Annotated in this window: 16 protein-coding genes; 10 read left to right on the forward strand and 6 right to left on the reverse strand. The window is 51.5% G+C overall.

Features of this window, described 5'->3' with window-relative positions:
• Nucleotides 1-32: 32 nt before the first annotated feature.
• Entirely contained in the window at nucleotides 33-293 is a 261-nt protein-coding gene (rpsT, locus tag DXV75_RS02355; protein WP_115591603.1) for a 30S ribosomal protein S20, read from the reverse strand.
• Nucleotides 294-590: 297 nt separating this feature from the next.
• Between rpsT and murJ the strand changes: the two genes are divergently transcribed.
• The 6 genes from murJ (at nucleotide 591) to ispH (ending at nucleotide 8,098) form a co-directional block, all read left to right on the forward strand.
• Nucleotides 591-2,150, forward strand: a complete 1,560-nt coding sequence (gene murJ / locus DXV75_RS02360) for a murein biosynthesis integral membrane protein MurJ (protein WP_115591604.1) — start codon at nucleotides 591-593, stop codon at nucleotides 2,148-2,150.
• Nucleotides 2,151-2,300: 150 nt separating this feature from the next.
• Complete coding sequence (gene ribF, locus DXV75_RS02365) at nucleotides 2,301-3,230, forward strand: bifunctional riboflavin kinase/FAD synthetase (protein ID WP_115591754.1); 930 nt, start codon at nucleotides 2,301-2,303, stop codon at nucleotides 3,228-3,230.
• Between the two features lie 58 nt (nucleotides 3,231-3,288).
• Nucleotides 3,289-6,111: an isoleucine--tRNA ligase gene (gene ileS / locus DXV75_RS02370; protein ID WP_115591605.1), complete on the forward strand. Its 2,823-nt coding sequence runs from the start codon at nucleotides 3,289-3,291 to the stop codon at nucleotides 6,109-6,111.
• A complete protein-coding gene (gene lspA / locus DXV75_RS02375) occupies nucleotides 6,104-6,628 on the forward strand; it encodes a signal peptidase II (RefSeq protein WP_115591606.1) in 525 nt (174 codons plus the stop codon). The genes ileS and lspA overlap by 8 nt, the downstream gene beginning before the upstream one ends.
• A gap of 17 nt (nucleotides 6,629-6,645) precedes the next feature.
• A complete protein-coding gene (fkpB, locus tag DXV75_RS02380) occupies nucleotides 6,646-7,119 on the forward strand; it encodes an FKBP-type peptidyl-prolyl cis-trans isomerase (RefSeq protein ID WP_115591607.1) in 474 nt (157 codons plus the stop codon).
• Between the two features lie 34 nt (nucleotides 7,120-7,153).
• Nucleotides 7,154-8,098 (forward strand): 4-hydroxy-3-methylbut-2-enyl diphosphate reductase, encoded by a 945-nt coding sequence (ispH, locus tag DXV75_RS02385; protein ID WP_115591608.1) that lies wholly within the window; start codon nucleotides 7,154-7,156, stop codon nucleotides 8,096-8,098.
• Nucleotides 8,099-8,145: 47 nt separating this feature from the next.
• Here the strand turns inward: ispH and DXV75_RS17245 are convergent, their stop codons facing one another.
• On the reverse strand, nucleotides 8,146-8,535 hold the full coding sequence (locus DXV75_RS17245; RefSeq protein WP_115591609.1) for a type IV pilin protein: 390 nt from the start codon (nucleotides 8,533-8,535) through the stop codon (nucleotides 8,146-8,148).
• A 150-nt stretch (nucleotides 8,536-8,685) separates the two neighbouring features.
• On the opposite strand from DXV75_RS17245, the gene DXV75_RS02395 reads away from it, so the two are divergent.
• The 4 genes from DXV75_RS02395 to DXV75_RS02410 are packed head-to-tail and all read left to right on the forward strand — an operon-like array spanning nucleotide 8,686 to nucleotide 13,033.
• The gene (locus DXV75_RS02395) at nucleotides 8,686-9,213 is read left to right on the forward strand and encodes a GspH/FimT family pseudopilin (protein ID WP_115591756.1); all 528 of its coding nucleotides are present in this window, start codon (nucleotides 8,686-8,688) and stop codon (nucleotides 9,211-9,213) included.
• A 2-nt stretch (nucleotides 9,214-9,215) separates the two neighbouring features.
• Nucleotides 9,216-9,836 (forward strand): prepilin-type N-terminal cleavage/methylation domain-containing protein, encoded by a 621-nt coding sequence (locus DXV75_RS02400; RefSeq protein WP_115591610.1) that lies wholly within the window; start codon nucleotides 9,216-9,218, stop codon nucleotides 9,834-9,836.
• Nucleotides 9,829-10,959 (forward strand): hypothetical protein, encoded by a 1,131-nt coding sequence (locus DXV75_RS02405; protein WP_115591611.1) that lies wholly within the window; start codon nucleotides 9,829-9,831, stop codon nucleotides 10,957-10,959. The genes DXV75_RS02400 and DXV75_RS02405 overlap by 8 nt, the downstream gene beginning before the upstream one ends.
• Nucleotides 10,960-10,969: 10 nt before the next feature.
• Nucleotides 10,970-13,033 (forward strand): prepilin-type N-terminal cleavage/methylation domain-containing protein, encoded by a 2,064-nt coding sequence (locus DXV75_RS02410; RefSeq protein WP_115591612.1) that lies wholly within the window; start codon nucleotides 10,970-10,972, stop codon nucleotides 13,031-13,033.
• A 65-nt stretch (nucleotides 13,034-13,098) separates the two neighbouring features.
• Here DXV75_RS02410 and DXV75_RS02415 read toward each other — a convergent pair whose 3' ends face one another.
• From DXV75_RS02415 to DXV75_RS02430, 4 genes are read right to left on the reverse strand one after another with little or no spacing between them, the layout of a single operon-like run.
• Nucleotides 13,099-13,548, reverse strand: coding sequence for a hypothetical protein (locus tag DXV75_RS02415; protein WP_115591613.1), 450 nt, complete (start codon nucleotides 13,546-13,548; stop codon nucleotides 13,099-13,101).
• Nucleotides 13,545-14,618 (reverse strand): hypothetical protein, encoded by a 1,074-nt coding sequence (locus DXV75_RS02420; protein ID WP_115591614.1) that lies wholly within the window; start codon nucleotides 14,616-14,618, stop codon nucleotides 13,545-13,547. The genes DXV75_RS02415 and DXV75_RS02420 overlap by 4 nt, the downstream gene beginning before the upstream one ends.
• On the reverse strand, nucleotides 14,605-15,225 hold the full coding sequence (locus tag DXV75_RS02425; protein ID WP_115591615.1) for a hypothetical protein: 621 nt from the start codon (nucleotides 15,223-15,225) through the stop codon (nucleotides 14,605-14,607). Before DXV75_RS02425 ends, DXV75_RS02420 begins: the two co-directional genes overlap by 14 nt.
• Nucleotides 15,213-15,731, reverse strand: coding sequence for a GspH/FimT family pseudopilin (locus DXV75_RS02430; RefSeq protein WP_115591616.1), 519 nt, complete (start codon nucleotides 15,729-15,731; stop codon nucleotides 15,213-15,215). The genes DXV75_RS02425 and DXV75_RS02430 overlap by 13 nt, the downstream gene beginning before the upstream one ends.
• Nucleotides 15,732-15,805 lie beyond the last annotated feature (74 nt).

Genomic DNA, 15,805 nt, shown 5'->3' on the forward strand with positions numbered 1-15,805 from the left:
TTACTGCTGCAAAATAAGTGCAGCCGACAGGCTTACAGCGCTTTAATTTGCGCAGCCAGGCGGCTCTTATGACGAGCAGCTTTGTTCTTGTGAATCAAACCCTTGGTAGCCATTCTGTCAAGAATCGGAGTGGCAGCAGCCAGTGCCGCTTGAGCACCTTCTTTATCGCCTTTAGCGATGGCCGCTACTACTTTTTTGATACTTGTACGAGTCATGGAGCGGCGGCTGGCATTATGCTGACGACGCTTTTCGGCTTGAATTGCACGTTTCTTAGCAGACTTAATGTTAGCCAAGGTGTAACTCCCAAAATAAATTCATGTCAAAAACGAGGGTGCGGATTGTGCCTACCAATCGGCCAAATGTCAAACGTTTTTGGCGTCTGAAGCCAATTTCAATTTATCCGCAGATTTGCCCCGAAATGCCCGGAGTATAACAGAACGGAGCTATCAGATGCAGGTTCCGGGGCGGATTTCGTAAAAGCGTTTAATTTGCGGCTAAAATCGCCACAGTGGGAGATTTCACCGGGCCGGGCAATCGGCTATTATGGTTGGCTAAAGTCATTATCACCAAGCAGCAAGCAAAGAGGTCGTGTGTCAGGGAAGTTAATCAAATCCGGGATCATTGTCAGTGTCATGACATTGGTCTCGCGGGTATTGGGGCTGGTTCGCGATGTGTTTGTGGCCCGCCTTATGGGGGATGGAGCCGCCGCTGACGTCTTTTTCTTCGCCAACAAAATTCCCAATTTTCTGCGCCGCCTGTTTGCCGAGGGGGCATTTGCGCAGGCTTTTATACCGGTACTAACGGAAGTGCATCACGAAGGCGACAAGCAGCATTTGCGGGAATTTGTTGCCAAAGTGTCCGGTACCCTGGGCGCGATTGTGTTTGTGGTTTCGCTGCTGGGCGTTTTGGCGTCACCGGTACTGGCAGCGTTATTTGGAACCGGCTGGTTTCTGGCCTGGCTGGACGACGACCCGGCCGGGCAGAAATTTGTCCTCGCCTCCGCCATGCTTAAAATCACGTTTCCGTATCTGGCATTTATTTCATTGACCGGCCTTTCCGGTGCCATTCTCAATACCCTGAATAAATTTGCAGTGGCGTCATTTACGCCGGTGTTACTGAACGTTTGCATCATTACCTTTGCCGTATTTGTCTCACCCCACCTGGAACAACCCGCTTATGGCCTGGCCTGGGGAGTATTTGTGGGCGGCATTGTCCAGTTGGGTTTTCAGTTGCCGTTTCTGTATCGCGCCGGTTTACTGGTCAAGCCCCGGTGGGGCTGGCGCGACCCGGGGGTTATAAAAGTGCGCACTCTTATGATACCGGCATTGTTTGGGGTGTCCGTGGGGCAGATAAATTTGCTGTTTGACACATTTATCGCCAGTTTTCTGATGACCGGTTCAATCAGCTGGCTCTATTATTCGGATCGTCTGTTGGAATTTCCTTTGGGTCTGTTCGGGATTGCGATCGCCACCGTTATCCTGCCGACATTGTCACGCAATCATGTGGCCAAGGACCCCACAGCGTTTGCTGGTAACATGGACTGGGCGGTACGCATGGTATGTTTTCTGGGGCTACCCGCTGCCGTCGGGCTGGCGGTGCTCGCCGAGCCAATCCTGACGGTGATTTTCCAGCGAGGGGCTTTTACTGCTGAAACCGCCAGAATGGCATCCTACTCACTGATTGCTTACTCGTTCGGATTGCTCAGTTTCATGTTGGTGAAGGTACTCGCTCCCGGGTTCTACTCCCGCCAGGACACCCGGACGCCGGTCAAATTCGGTATCTGGTGTATGGTTGCCAATATGGTTTTCAATCTGGTCCTGGCAATACCTTATGGCTATATAGGTCTGGCGACGGCCACCAGTATGTCGGCAACGCTCAATGCAGGGCTGTTGTATTTTACCCTGCACAAACAGGGTGTATTCCGGGCCAGCAGGGATACAATTTTGTTTGTTGTACGCATTGTGGCAGCCTGTGCTGCAATGGCTGCAGTGATCCTGTGGGTGTATGGAACAGAGCCTTTTGAGTTACTGGATTTAAGCGGCAAAATATACCACTTGGTTTTGGTTATCGTAGCGGCTGTTGTCACTTTTTCCGGAGTGGTGATTTTACTGGGTACCCGCCCCAGACATTTCCGTACGGTGGGAGGATAGCAACCAAATTCAGGCTGCCTGGCCGAATATTGTGAAGGAATGATGCCGGCTGGTTGAGAAAGGCCCGGTCAACAATTGGTATTAGGCGGCGGGTCGTTTATAATCGCCAGCTTTGTGTTACTGGCAGCAGCAAAAAGGCAAGAGCATCAGGTGGAATTAATACGGGGTCTTCACAATCTCCGCGAGCAACATCGTGGTTGTGTGTTGACGATTGGCAAATTTGATGGCGTGCATTTGGGCCATCAGGCGGTACTGGCCAATGTTATCCGGCAGGCCAGGGCACTGGGCCTGCCTGCCACCGTTATGGTGTTTGAGCCTCAGCCTGAGGAAGTATTCACGCCTGAGCAGGCACCTGCGCGCATTAGTACCTTGCGGGACAAATATACGCTGTTGAAAGCCCAAGGCGTTGATCGATTACTTTGCGTTCAGTTTAACCGTGCATTTGCTGCCCAGTCTGCTTCCCGCTTTATTGAAGATTTGCTGGTCGCCCGTCTGGGCGTTAAGTTTCTGGTGGTGGGTGACGATTTTCATTTTGGTCGTGGACGGCAGGGGAACTTTGACATGCTGGAGCAGGCAGGCGCGAAATACGGCTTTGACGTGGTCAGCACGCAGAGTTTTCGTATGCAGGATTGCCGCATCAGCTCTACCGAAATTCGCCAGGCACTGGCCCTTGGGGATTTTTCCAAAGCGCAAGGCATGCTGGGGCGGCCGTTCTCGATTTGCGGGCGGGTAATTCACGGCGATAAAAAAGGTCGCACCATTGGTTTTCCCACCGCTAATGTATTGTTAAAGCGGTGTCAGGCCCCAATTAAGGGGGTATTCGCTGTGAGAGCAGAAGTTCAGGGGCAGTGCTTTGATGGTGTTGCCAATGTCGGAGCGAGGCCGACAGTAGACGGTGTTCGTACTCAGTTGGAAGTGCATTTGTTTGATTATGCAGGCAGTTTGTACAGCCAACTGATTGACGTACGGCCGGTTAAAAAATTACGTGAAGAGCAAAAGTTTGCCTCTTTTGAAGAATTGAAACATCAAATTGAGCTCGACGCCCATCAGGCGCGGCAGGTGTTTGAGATAGTGAAGTAAGTGCTGCACCCATGCAGCCTCAGGTAATCCTGACAAAGTGGACGGATAGAACAATTTTATGAGTGATTACAAAGCCACATTAAACCTCCCCGAAACGCCATTCCCCATGCGCGGTAATCTGGCCCAGCGGGAGCCAAAAATGCTCGAAGACTGGCAGAATAAAGGGTTGTATAAGGCCATTCGCCAGGCCAGGCAGGGCAGCAAGCCGTTTATTCTGCACGACGGTCCTCCTTACGCCAATGGCAATATTCACATTGGTCATGCGGTGAACAAGATCCTCAAAGACATTATCGTAAAGTCCAAAACCCTGTCAGGCTTCGACGCCCCGTACGTACCGGGCTGGGACTGCCATGGCTTACCCATAGAACTGATGGTTGAAAAGAAAGTTGGCAAACCCGGGAAAAAGGTAACTGCGGCCGAGTTTCGCCAGAAATGTCGTGAATACGCTCAAAAGCAAATTGATGGCCAGATGGCCGACTTTAAGCGCCTAGGGGTGCTGGGTGAATGGGATAACCCCTATAAGACCATGGATTTCCGCTCTGAAGCGGACATCATTCGTGCGTTAGGGAAAATTGTCGAATCCGGGCATCTGGAAAAAGGCTTTAAGCCCGTGCACTGGTGTACCGAGTGCGGTTCGGCGCTGGCTGAAGCCGAAGTAGAATATAAAGACAAAACTTCACCAGCGATAGATGTGAAATTCCCGGTTGCCGATGTGGAAGCCATTGCCCAGGCGTTTGGTGTGGATCCACAGCATCTGGCCGAACACAGGACCTCAGTGGTTATCTGGACCACCACACCCTGGACGCTCCCGGCGAATCGGGCCATCAGCCTGCATCCTGAGCTCACTTATGCGCTGGTGGAACTGGAAGACAGCGGAGACTGGATTATTGTTGCCCAGGATCTGCTGGAAAGCTGTATGAAGCGATATGGCACTAACAATTTTAATGAGGTAGCCAGTTGTCTGGGGCAGTCTTTGGATACCCTTGAAGTAAATCATCCGTTTCTGGATATACAGGTTCCCTTGATTCTGGGCGAGCATGTTACCACCGAGTCAGGTACTGGCTGCGTGCATACGGCACCCGCGCACGGTGTTGACGACTTCAACGTAGGTAAGCGTTACAACATCGAAGTGTATAACCCGGTAGCCAATAATGGCGTATATCTGGATAACACGCCGCTGTTCGCCGGTCAGTTTGTGTTCAAGGCCAATGATGCCATTATTGAAACCCTGGCTGAGCGTGGCAACCTGCTGCTGAATGTCGCTTATGAGCATAGCTATCCGCACTGCTGGCGGCACAAAACCCCGATAATTTTCCGTGCTACGCCACAGTGGTTTGTAAGCATGGACAAAAAAGGTTTGCGAGAGTCGTCACTGGAACAAATCAAGCAGACCAAATGGATCCCTGACTGGGGCCAGAACCGTATCGAAAAAATGGTTGAAGGTCGTCCGGATTGGTGTATTTCCCGCCAGCGTACCTGGGGTGTGCCAATTCCATTGTACGTCCACAAGGAAACGGGTGAATTGCATCCTGATTCCGCCCAACTGATAGAGCAGGTGGCACTGGAAGTCGAGAAAGCCGGAATTCAGGCCTGGTGGGATCTGGATGATTCAGCATTGCTGGATACCGATGTGGACCAGTACGAAAAAGTTTTGGATACGCTGGATGTGTGGTTTGATTCCGGTGTAACCCATTATTTTGTGGTGGACCGCAGAGAAGACCTGCCTGCCAGTGCCGACCTGTATCTGGAAGGTTCTGATCAGCATCGCGGCTGGTTTATGTCGTCACTGATGACATCTACTGCCATGCACGGACATGCGCCTTACAAAGAAGTACTGACTCACGGTTTTACCGTGGATGCCCACGGTAAGAAAATGTCCAAATCGGTGGGCAACGTGGTTGCGCCTCAGGAAGTTACCAACAAACTGGGCGCTGATATTCTGCGCCTGTGGGTGGCTTCTACCGACTATCGTGGTGAAATTGCGGTTTCGGATGAAATATTGAAACGTGCCGCTGATGCCTATCGCCGACTGCGCAACACGGCGCGCTTCCTGTTGGCCAACCTGAATGGGTTTGACCCAGCTTCAGACGTGGTCGCACAGGACGATATGGTGGCGCTGGACCGCTGGATTGTCGCTCGTGCCAACACTTTGCAACAGGAACTGGTGGAAGCGTTTGAGCGTTATGACCTGTTGGTGGTGACGCAAAAGCTGACCCACTTCTGTTCCATTGAGCTGGGCAGTTTCTACCTTGATATTATCAAGGATCGCCAGTACACCGCCAAACAGGACAGTGTTGCGCGGCGCTCATGCCAGACTGCGCTTTATCATATTATAGAGGCTCTGGTACGCTGGATGGCGCCTATCACCAGTTTCACTGCCCAGGAAATCTGGCAGGAAATGCCAGGCGAACGCAGTGAGTTCGTGTTTACTGAAAGCTGGTACGACGGTTTTAGCGCTTTTGTTTCAGACAGCCAGTTTGATGATGGCTACTGGGAACAAATCCTGGCGGTTAAAGACGCGGCTAACCAGGCGATGGAGCAGGCCCGAAAGGACGGGCAGCTCGGAGGCTCACTGGAAGCGCAGATTAACCTCTATGCCGAGGGTGAACTTTATGATGCTCTGAGCCGTCTGCAGGATGAGTTGCGTTTTGTGTTGATTACCTCTGCGGCGGTGGTCGGAAAGGCCGCCGATAAACCCGCTTCGGCACAGGCTACCGAAGTTGAAGGGCTGTGGCTGGAAGTGTCCAAGAGTGAAGGTGCCAAGTGTGTGCGTTGCTGGCATCATCGTGAAGATGTGGGTTCACAGACCGAACACCCTGAACTGTGTCAGCGCTGTGTTACCAACGTAGACGGAAGCGGAGAAGTTCGCCATTATGCTTAAGTTGTTGTCGCAGACCGGCCTGCGTTTTTTGTGGCTGGCGTTAGTGGTCTTCATTCTTGATCAATGGTCCAAGTATGCGGTGGTGGATGCCATGCACCTGTACCAGTCCATTCAGGTGATGCCACTTTTCAATCTGACCTATGTACATAATTACGGTGCCGCTTTCAGTTTTCTGCATGACGCGGATGGCTGGCAGCGTTGGTTTTTCAGCATAATTGCGTTTGCTATTAGTGGGCTGATTTTATGGTGGCTCAAGGGGACAAACCGCGAGCAAACCTTATTACCGGTGGCGTTTAACTTTATTCTTGGTGGTGCCCTGGGTAATGTTTACGACCGCCTGGTTCATGGGTATGTCATCGATTTTCTGGATTTTTACGTTGGTAACTGGCACTGGCCGGCTTTCAACCTGGCAGACAGCGCCATTTTCATCGGTGCCGCCCTGCTGCTTGTGGATCTGTTCAGGAATAACGAGCCTTCCGAGTCCAGCCCGTCTCAGGCGTCTTCGGACAAGCTGTAACAAAGAGGAGTACGGGAATGACTGAGTCTGAAAATGTGATAGGGTCAAACAGCGAAGTGCTTTTGCATTTTGACCTCAAGCTGGAAGATGGCTCCGCTGCCGACAGCACAAGAGTGAACAACAAGCCTGCCAAGCTGGTGATGGGGGACGGCAGCCTGACGCCGAATTTTGAAGCCTGTTTGCTTGGCCTGAAAAAGGGCCAGAAAAAGGCATTTACGCTGAATGCGGATGACGCATTCGGCATGCCGAACCCGGACAATATTCATCACATGGATCGCAGCCGTTTTGGATCTGAGCTCGGTATCGAAGAAGGTATGATTCTGGCGTTTTCGCAGCCGGACGGCTCGGAAGTGCCGGGGATTATCCGCAGTATTGCCGGCGATTCTGTAACCGTCGATTTTAATCATCCACTTGCCGGGCAGACGGTGATTTTCGATGTTGAAATCCTGGATGTCAGTTCCACGGGTCCATCCAACCAACCAGTGGCCTAGCCCGGTTGATTACAGGCGAGTAAGGAGCATATCGATGCAAATACATTTGGCCAACCCCCGTGGTTTTTGTGCTGGTGTAGATCGGGCTATAACCATTGTTGAGCGGGCGCTAGAGATGTTCAAGCCGCCGATTTATGTGCGTCACGAGGTGGTTCACAACCGTTTTGTAGTCGACGGGCTGAAACAGCGCGGCGCCAAATTTGTGGATGAACTTCATGAAGTGCCGGATGACAGCATTGTGATCTTTTCTGCTCATGGTGTTTCCCAGGCGGTGCGAAATGAAGCCAGCAGTCGTGGGCTGAAAGTGTTTGATGCAACCTGCCCTCTGGTAACCAAAGTGCATATGGAAGTTACCCGTGCCAGCAAAACCGGCACGGAATGTATTCTTATAGGCCACGCTGGACACCCTGAGGTGGAAGGCACCATGGGCCAGTACGATAACCCTCAAGGGGGCATCTATCTGGTTGAGTCTATTGAAGACGTAGCACGTCTTGAAGTAAAGGACCCGGCCAAACTGTATTATTGCAGCCAGACAACCTTGTCGGTGGACGATACTGCCGATGTGATTGATGCCCTGCGCGAACGTTTTCCGGATATTCATGGTCCGCGTAAAGATGACATCTGCTACGCGACCCAGAATCGCCAGGATGCTGTGCGGGAACTGGCTTCCGATTGCCAGGTGTTGCTGGTGGTAGGAGCACAGAATAGTTCCAACTCCAATCGCCTGCGTGAACTGGCTGAAAAGGTTGGGGCGCAGGCACACCTGATTGCTGACGCCAACTGTATTCAGAAAGCATGGCTGGACGGTGTTGAACACATAGGCGTAACTGCCGGTGCATCAGCACCGGAAGTGCTGGTGCAGGGAGTTGTCGAACGGTTGATGGAATGGGGTGCGGTAAAAGCCAGCGAGCGCCCTGGGCGGGAAGAAAATGTTGAGTTTGCCGTGCCCAAGGAATTGCGAATTCGGCAGGTTAGCTAACCGGTATGGAACAAAAATGGCGCTGAATTCGGCGCCATTTTTTTGCCCTAGCGCCAGCACTGCGCCGGAGTGCGGTTCATCGACTGATCAAGGGTCAGCGTGGTACAGCCGGTATCGTCAGTCTGACTGCCCTTGGCTGTGGCGGTTAGCGTGTAGGTAGTAGCAGTAACGTCACCCGCTGTGAAGGTGTAATAATCGGAAGCTGGCAGTGCCAAATTGGCAGTTGCTGCATAACTGTTGTTTTCCAGCCGATATGCTTCCTGTTGCATTTTTAACTGCATCAATGCGCTTTGGCCGTCATTTCGTCGCGACTCCCGCATCTGACTCTGATAAGAAGGCATGGCGATCGCGGCAAGAATGCCCACAATCAACACCCCAATCATAAGTTCCACTAAAGTAAAACCTTTTTCCTTTGTTGCCAGGTGTGAATGCTTCATACGTTATGATCACTTCCAATACGTCGGTTAAAAAAATAATCGCTTACTATAACTTCGTAAGTGTTACGTGTTTCACTTTCGAAGACCTGATTCATGATAGGTGAAATTGGGAAGTGGTAAGGTTTTATGATTTATTCGAAGGTATAGGTAATGATGCATTGCCATAGGCAGCAAGGTTTCACATTGCTGGAGTTGATGATAACCATTGCCATAATTGCAATTGTGGTTCGCATTGGTGCTCCCTCCATAATTACAGCACAGAAAAATCTGGTCCTTAAAGGTGCGGCCGAATCCAGCTACTACACCCTTCAACAGGCCCGCAGCCATGCAGTACGACAATCCAATGACATAGTGGTGGATTTTTCCGGTGGCACCAACTGGTGCATTGGCATTACTGACCAGGGTGACTGCGATTGCGGCACCGCGAATTCCTGTACCGTAGACGGCGTTGAAGAAGTCATACGGGGCGATGACTATACCAGCATTACCATGCAAAACCTCAATTTTGGTGCCAATAACCAGGCCACCTTTGATGGTGTTCGGGGCCTGTCTCTGGGCAGCGCTGGTAGTATCGAACTGTCAGACGGTGATCGCGAAATCCGGGTTCAGCTGAATAATGTCGGGCGTGCAAACGTGTGCGTGGTGGCGGGCAATGTGGGGACCTATCAGGCATGTTAAAAATGGCGAAACAAACCGGTGTGACACTGATGGAATTGCTGATATCACTGGCACTTGGGGCCAGTGCGTTGGTTGCGGTTGCCTCACTCATCGGCTATGGCATCGGCACTAACGCCAATCTGATTGCCAGTGCCCGGCTGAATGAGGAAGTCTCTTCTGTGTTGTCGCTGATGCAGCGTGATATAAGACGGGCTGGGTATTCCGGCGCGACTGTTGCGACTGTTGCCGATCCCGCAGGCAGCCCATCCGCATTTTCAGATTCCCTTCAGGTGAGCGAATTCACAGGAGAAGCGGCGGACAGTTGCGTTTTGTTCTCCTATGACGCTGATGGTGATGGCGTGCTGGATGGCGGTGTCAATGGCGACAGTTTTGGATATCGGCTGAATAACCAGCAGATTGAAATGCGTCAGAATGGCAGTGATTGCGAGGCAACCGACTGGTTAGATCTCACCGACTCTGGGGTTATCAATGTAACAGGGTTGAATTTTGCGCTCACTGAAACTGTTGAGAGCAATGTAACCACCACCACAATGACCATTACGCTGCAGGCTGAGCTGGTGGCCAAAGACCAAATTTCCCGTCAATACACCCATTCTTTTCTGGTAAGGAATTTCGATGGTTAATGGCTCCCTAATGATTCGCCCTTCATCTCAACGGGGCATGGTGGTACTGACTACCGTTGTACTGCTGTTGGTGCTGGCGCTACTGGTTACCCTCTATGCCGGCAGAGTTAAGAGTTTTGAGCACAAGATTTTGCTCAATACCCAAAGCCACCAGTTGGCGTTTTCCGTTGCGGAGGCAGGCCTTGCCCGTGCACTTGGCTGGCTGGGCGAAGACCCCGACTGGGATGGCAGTGCCATCACCGATGTGCTGCCAGAGCAGGGAAGTTTCACTGTCACCGGTAACCGGCAGTCCGTGACCAGGGAGTCCACCACCATGACACTGATCACGCTAACATCGGTCGCAGACTCTCCGGATGGCATTTCCACGGTCACGCTGAGCGAACAGGCGCTGCAATATTCATTGCTGGCTAACCCGCCGGATGTTCCCCTTATCGTAGCGGGCGGTCTGGATGTAGGCGGTAATTTTGAGGTTGTTGCCAATCCCAATGGAGGCGGAGAAGGGGTGCCTTTGTCTATCTGGACCGATTTGGATGTGGATATGCAAAACGGTAGCGGCACTACCTGCGGGCTGCAGGAGTTCAGCGACGGTAACTGCAGCGGTTCGCCTTACTCTGAAAAAGGATTTCAGGATTTGGACATCCTGGATAACGACACCAATTTCCCGCCGGATCTCATGGAATATCTGTTTAATTACCCCACTGAGGATTGGGCAAGTTTGCGTGCTGATGCCAATCTGCACTTGTCTGACTGTTCCAGCCTGGGCGCAACCTCCAGGGGCATGATATGGGTAGACGGCGATTGTACACTGAATTCAAACGTGGTTGTCGGTGCAGTGGATAGCCCGGTAATTCTAGTTGTAACCGATGGTGATCTGACCATGAACGGGGGAGCGGAAATTAATGGAATGGTGTTTTCCTTTCGTAAACCCACAACCACTGCAGATTTCGAAATGAATATGATAGGTGGAGCAAAAGTAAATGGTGTGGTGGTTTCAAACCACCCTGTAGGGCACGCCAACGGTACTTATAACGCCGTTTATGACGCTGAAATAGTGGCTGAATTAATCGAAAACGAAGACTTTTTGCGCGTGGCCAGGGTGCCTGGCAGCTGGAAGGATTTTTAAGAGGTATCACATGCAAAAATCCCGTGGATTTACGTTAATTGAAGTATTGATCGCCGCACTGATTGTTATGCTGGGGGTCACCGGATTTGTTACCCTGCAGGGTGAGTTCATGCGCAGTGATGCAGCCTTGAATTTGCGTGCAGTTGCCATTCAGTTAGCTGAAGAAAAGCTCGATGATCTTCGCCGCTTTGACGTTTTGGAGGTCACGGCCGGGGAACTGGCCTACAACGACATTGACGACAATCTGGGGGGCACTTTACCGGCAGGTGATTTGACGGTAGCGGTTGGCACCGACAATGGTCGCACTCACCAGTTTACCCGCAACTGGACCATACTGGATAAGTACTTCGTTGATACCGACAACGACGGTGATGCCGACACCTGGCTGGATGAAGGGGACGCTGGACTGCCGTTGAACATTCCCACTGTTTCGAGTCAAAAGCAGGTAGCAGTCACTATTCAGTGGACAGACCTGGAAGGCGAGGTGAAATCGGTGACTGTCGAGGGCAGCCTCGCACCAGTTCCTGCATCCAGAAGCTTCCAGGCAGTGAATGAAACCGATGGTGCCAAAACCACTCCCAAAGTGGCTTATACCCCCGGAGAGGCACCGGATGTGATTTCATACGAACTGGGAAATGGTGAAAGTATTGAAACCAGCAAACCCGTACCTGAGATAGATAATCAAGGCGACAACAATATTGTTCAGTTTGAAACCATTCGTTACATAGACTTGCCCGGACAGACTGACAAACTGGAGCAGGAAGATTTTCTAACCGTAAACTGCTCCTGTAAGCTCGGAGGCTGGGGAAAAGCCAAAACGCCGCATATGACGGTATTGAAAGATGGCGAACTCACAGTTGAACCGGGTAAGGAAGTTACCAAAGCTTACGGTGTGGTGGCTGACAACCAGCAGCCAGCCCAGTGCACTGCCTGCTGTCGTGACCACCATGACACATCGACGATGATCTCGGAAGAACAGTATTTCCGCGATGAAAATGGCTCACCCCATCAGCATTACAAGCGTCAGGCCGACGGAAGCTTTGTTGATGCGGATTACGTTGGCGACCCATACGATGAAGTGTGTCGGTTTAAGCGAGTGGATGGATACTTTGAAATTTATCCGGACTGGCAACTGATCGACATCATCCAGTTTTCTGACAAATATCTGCTGTCTGAAACCACGCTGAATAATTATCGTACCTACACCGAAGCCGTCATATCAGCAGCCGTACAGGGCAACTCGTTGCCGGCAAAACCAACAGACCGCAATATTACCGTTACGCCGGGTGGCTACCAGTTGATATCCAGGGGTATTTACCTCGACCGCATGAAGTCTTCTCATCTGACAGAACTCAGATCCATGATCAGTTCCGGTGAAGCTGACTGGAAAGCAGCTGCCCCGTTCTACGATGTCAATCTTACGCTGCTGACTGAATGGGATTCTGATACACAGACGGTTGCAACGGTAACTAACGAGGACATTCAGACGATTCTCGACCCATCCAACGACTTCTACGGAACCTACAGCCGGGGCAGGGTTGAAGCCATTACTGACGGAACGTCAACGGTAACCGTCGGCGGTATGGCGTACAACGGCAGTATTACCGGAACCGGGGCGATTTCCCAGAAGGAAGTAGATAACGCTGTTTTTGATGACAGCATGCTGGTTACCGTAGACAGTAAGTCGGCCTCTGAAAAGTTTTATGCCCTGATTGGTAACATCAACTGTTTGATTACCATTGATGGCATTACTGAGGCTTGTGAAACCAACAATGATAAAAGGTCTACCTATGTGGATCTGACGTTGATCACAATTACCAATACCCCGAGCCAGTTTAGTTGCCCGATCACCATTCCAAAAGGGAAGTCCACGCCGTTCTTCAGTTGCAGTAACGTGTCTGAAAACTGGGCCGGCAGCGTGAACTTTGCTCTCAGCGTACCGGGTTACACCACCACTATCTCCATTCGCTATCCTGACGGAAGTGTAGTGGAAACCGACAAATTAGTATTGGGTGAAGGACTGTCCGATACCTCGAATCAGGATTACAGCATCGTTGTTGAACTGGTTCGATAAAGCAAGTGACGTGAACTAAGCCAAAGGCCGTTAGAAAGGGATTTCTGGTGGCCTTTTTTTGTGTCTTACAGGCCGGGTTGCCCTACTTGTGGAGCGACCCACTGGTTGACTTGAAACCACAATTCAGGACGTTCAAATGCAGTGTGGGTGATTGTTCGTTCCCGTGTCAATTCAAGCTCGGATCCTGCGGCGGAAGGCCAGGACAAAGTCACACTTAAGCGCGGATGTGCCCACTCACTGCTAACCACACAGGCATCGGGGCAAAGTGGGATATCATTTGCCGGAGGCACGAAGGGAAGTCCTGTATTAAAGGTCTGTTGCCTTAATATTTCCAGACGATGTAACTCCGAGGTGAGCACCTGATAGTGCAATTGCCGCTCATGCAGGCTGTTCAGGCTGGCGTGAAATACCAGGGTAAGTTTTACCCCGGCAAGAGCTCCAGAGGTTACCAGCAAGGCTGACAGGCAGACTTCAATCAGACTGAAACCTCCTGCTTTATGATGAGGTATGGTCATAGGAAATCTCTCCAGCTGCCGGGCAGTGGTAACAGTCGTTGTAAGTCAGGGTGGTTTTGCAAGTTCGCTAACAGGTCAGGGGCGTACTCAATCGTGATGGCTGAGTCTTCGGACATTGAATGATTGACGAGCAGTGCACCTTTGATCTTCGCATTCACAGACATGGACAATCCATAGCTAAAGCCTGAATCGTGGCGAAGACTGACTACCAAGCCGAAAATCACCGCCCCCTGCTGCATTTCCAGGCTCCCGTTTTTGATCAGAATCAAAACGGGCTCCTGTTCACTGCCCAATTGGGTGTCCGCTGGCAAGCTGCAGTTTCCGGTAACCCAGATGAACCCGCCATCCTGTTCAGTTGGACAATCGTTTTCGTAAAACCGGTGGGCCAGTGGTCTGAGTAAATCCATCTCGTTGTGTGGGACCCCAAACAGATAGTCGATAACATCGTCAGGCGCATGCACATCAGAGGTAATCACATCCCCACTTACTAACAGCGGTCCAGAGCGCGCCTGTGATTGACATAATGTCAGGCGGAGTGACTCTGTGCTGCATGTGAAGCGGTTGCCGGTGGCGAAGCTGACGGGCTGTGAACTCCACAATGCCAACCGTGCTGTTTCCGCAGCGAGCTCAAATCCGGCAGAAGCGGCAGGTTCAGTGGTGAGAATAAGTGCTGCGGGAGGACGGTTGAGCAATATTGGCAAGTGCAGGACAGCCTGGGTGACTGCGGCCTGAAGTCTTCCAGATGCGCCGGTTCCGGTGGAGGATAATGTAGCCAGGGTTAACTGTGCCTGTTGCATCTGGAAGCTGTTTATCGATTCAATCATTGATATTTCATCGGCAGTCAGATTTTGCTGCCAGTCCGTTGTTGAACTGAGCCGGAGTTTGAGTGAGTCAATCTGGTTTTGTGCCATCTGACGGGCTGTTTCAATTTCTACGGAATTATTCTGGCTTTGCAGCCGGTCATTCAGAGCCAGACTCACCATCAGTGCGCTGCTGACGCTTACCCCCAATAGTAGGATAATCGGGATCAGCAGAGCCATTCCCCGGGGAACTGTGTCATACCGGTACATTGCGCATCCTTACCGAAAGGATCCTGAGGTGTGAAATGGCGGGGGCCTTTTTCAGCGAAGCCTGCACCCGGATGGTCAGCAGGCTGCCCTCAGAGGGAGAGTAGGGCAGCAACGAAAATGAAAGCTCCTCTATCTGAACAATACGGGAATTGGTCAGGTCATGCCAACCTCCCGCCTGGCAACCCAAACCATTCTGACGCAACTCTACTGCACGGTCTTTGAGACGAAATCCCATCTGCTCATTGGGATCTTCTGTGTCCAGTGAACCATTATGATTGACATCATAGCTGAACAGGATGCAACTGTTTGGAGCTTCCTGGGCATGTGCTTCAATTCGGGTATGTTTTGCAAACAGGTTATCAGGCCAATTGGAGTCCGGCGCCATCATGCTGGTAATGGTACCGTGGTATCCCGCCCTTCTCAGTTCCCGTTGCATCGAATCGGTCAGGGCACTGAGTTCTTCTTCCAGTTGCAAACGTTCAGCGAGTTTCTGATGATTTTGCATCAGTTTTACTGAATAGCTGATCACCGCTGCATACATTCCAAGCCCCAGCGCGCAGGCAATCATCAATTCAGTAAGAGTAAAACCCAGACTCAGGCGTCGCATGACGGGTAGCCTCCCAGCAGCCCCTGGCTCATACACATCCTTACCCGGCCAAGGTTATTGATGACGATTTTTCCCTTTCGCTGGCCATCACTGAGAATCAGGGTTCCTGCATAGCCATAAGCCCGGCCATGAACCGGATCAAACCGGGTTCTGTGGTTGGCAAAAGTCAGGGAATCCAGCGTGACCCGCATCGGAGCAGGCGCACTGACCTGCCAGGATTCCCCCTCAACCTGGCAATGCCGTTCTACCCGGCAGTCACAATCGGGTTCCTCTGTAAGGCCAATGCACCAGCTGTTTTGAGTTTGAATAACGGCATAAACGGGTTTTTGGTGGGCCAGGGCAAGGTTCTGAGCTTTGCGAAACAAGAAGTAAAGTTGCGACAAGGAGCCTCGCAGCGCCTGTTTACGCTGGTAGTCGGTATAGGAGGGTATGGCCGTCATAAGCAGAATGGCTGTCAGTGCCAGGGTGATCATCAATTCCATCAGAGTCAGACCTCTTTGGGCCATAGGATCCGTCCTTGAGTCCGGCAGTAACCGAGCCTGCCACTTGTTAGTCTGATGTCAGCCTAACTGCAGTGAGA

The organism is Alteromonas aestuariivivens, from assembly GCF_003367475.1.
Classification (GTDB): domain Bacteria; phylum Pseudomonadota; class Gammaproteobacteria; order Enterobacterales; family Alteromonadaceae; genus Alteromonas; species Alteromonas aestuariivivens.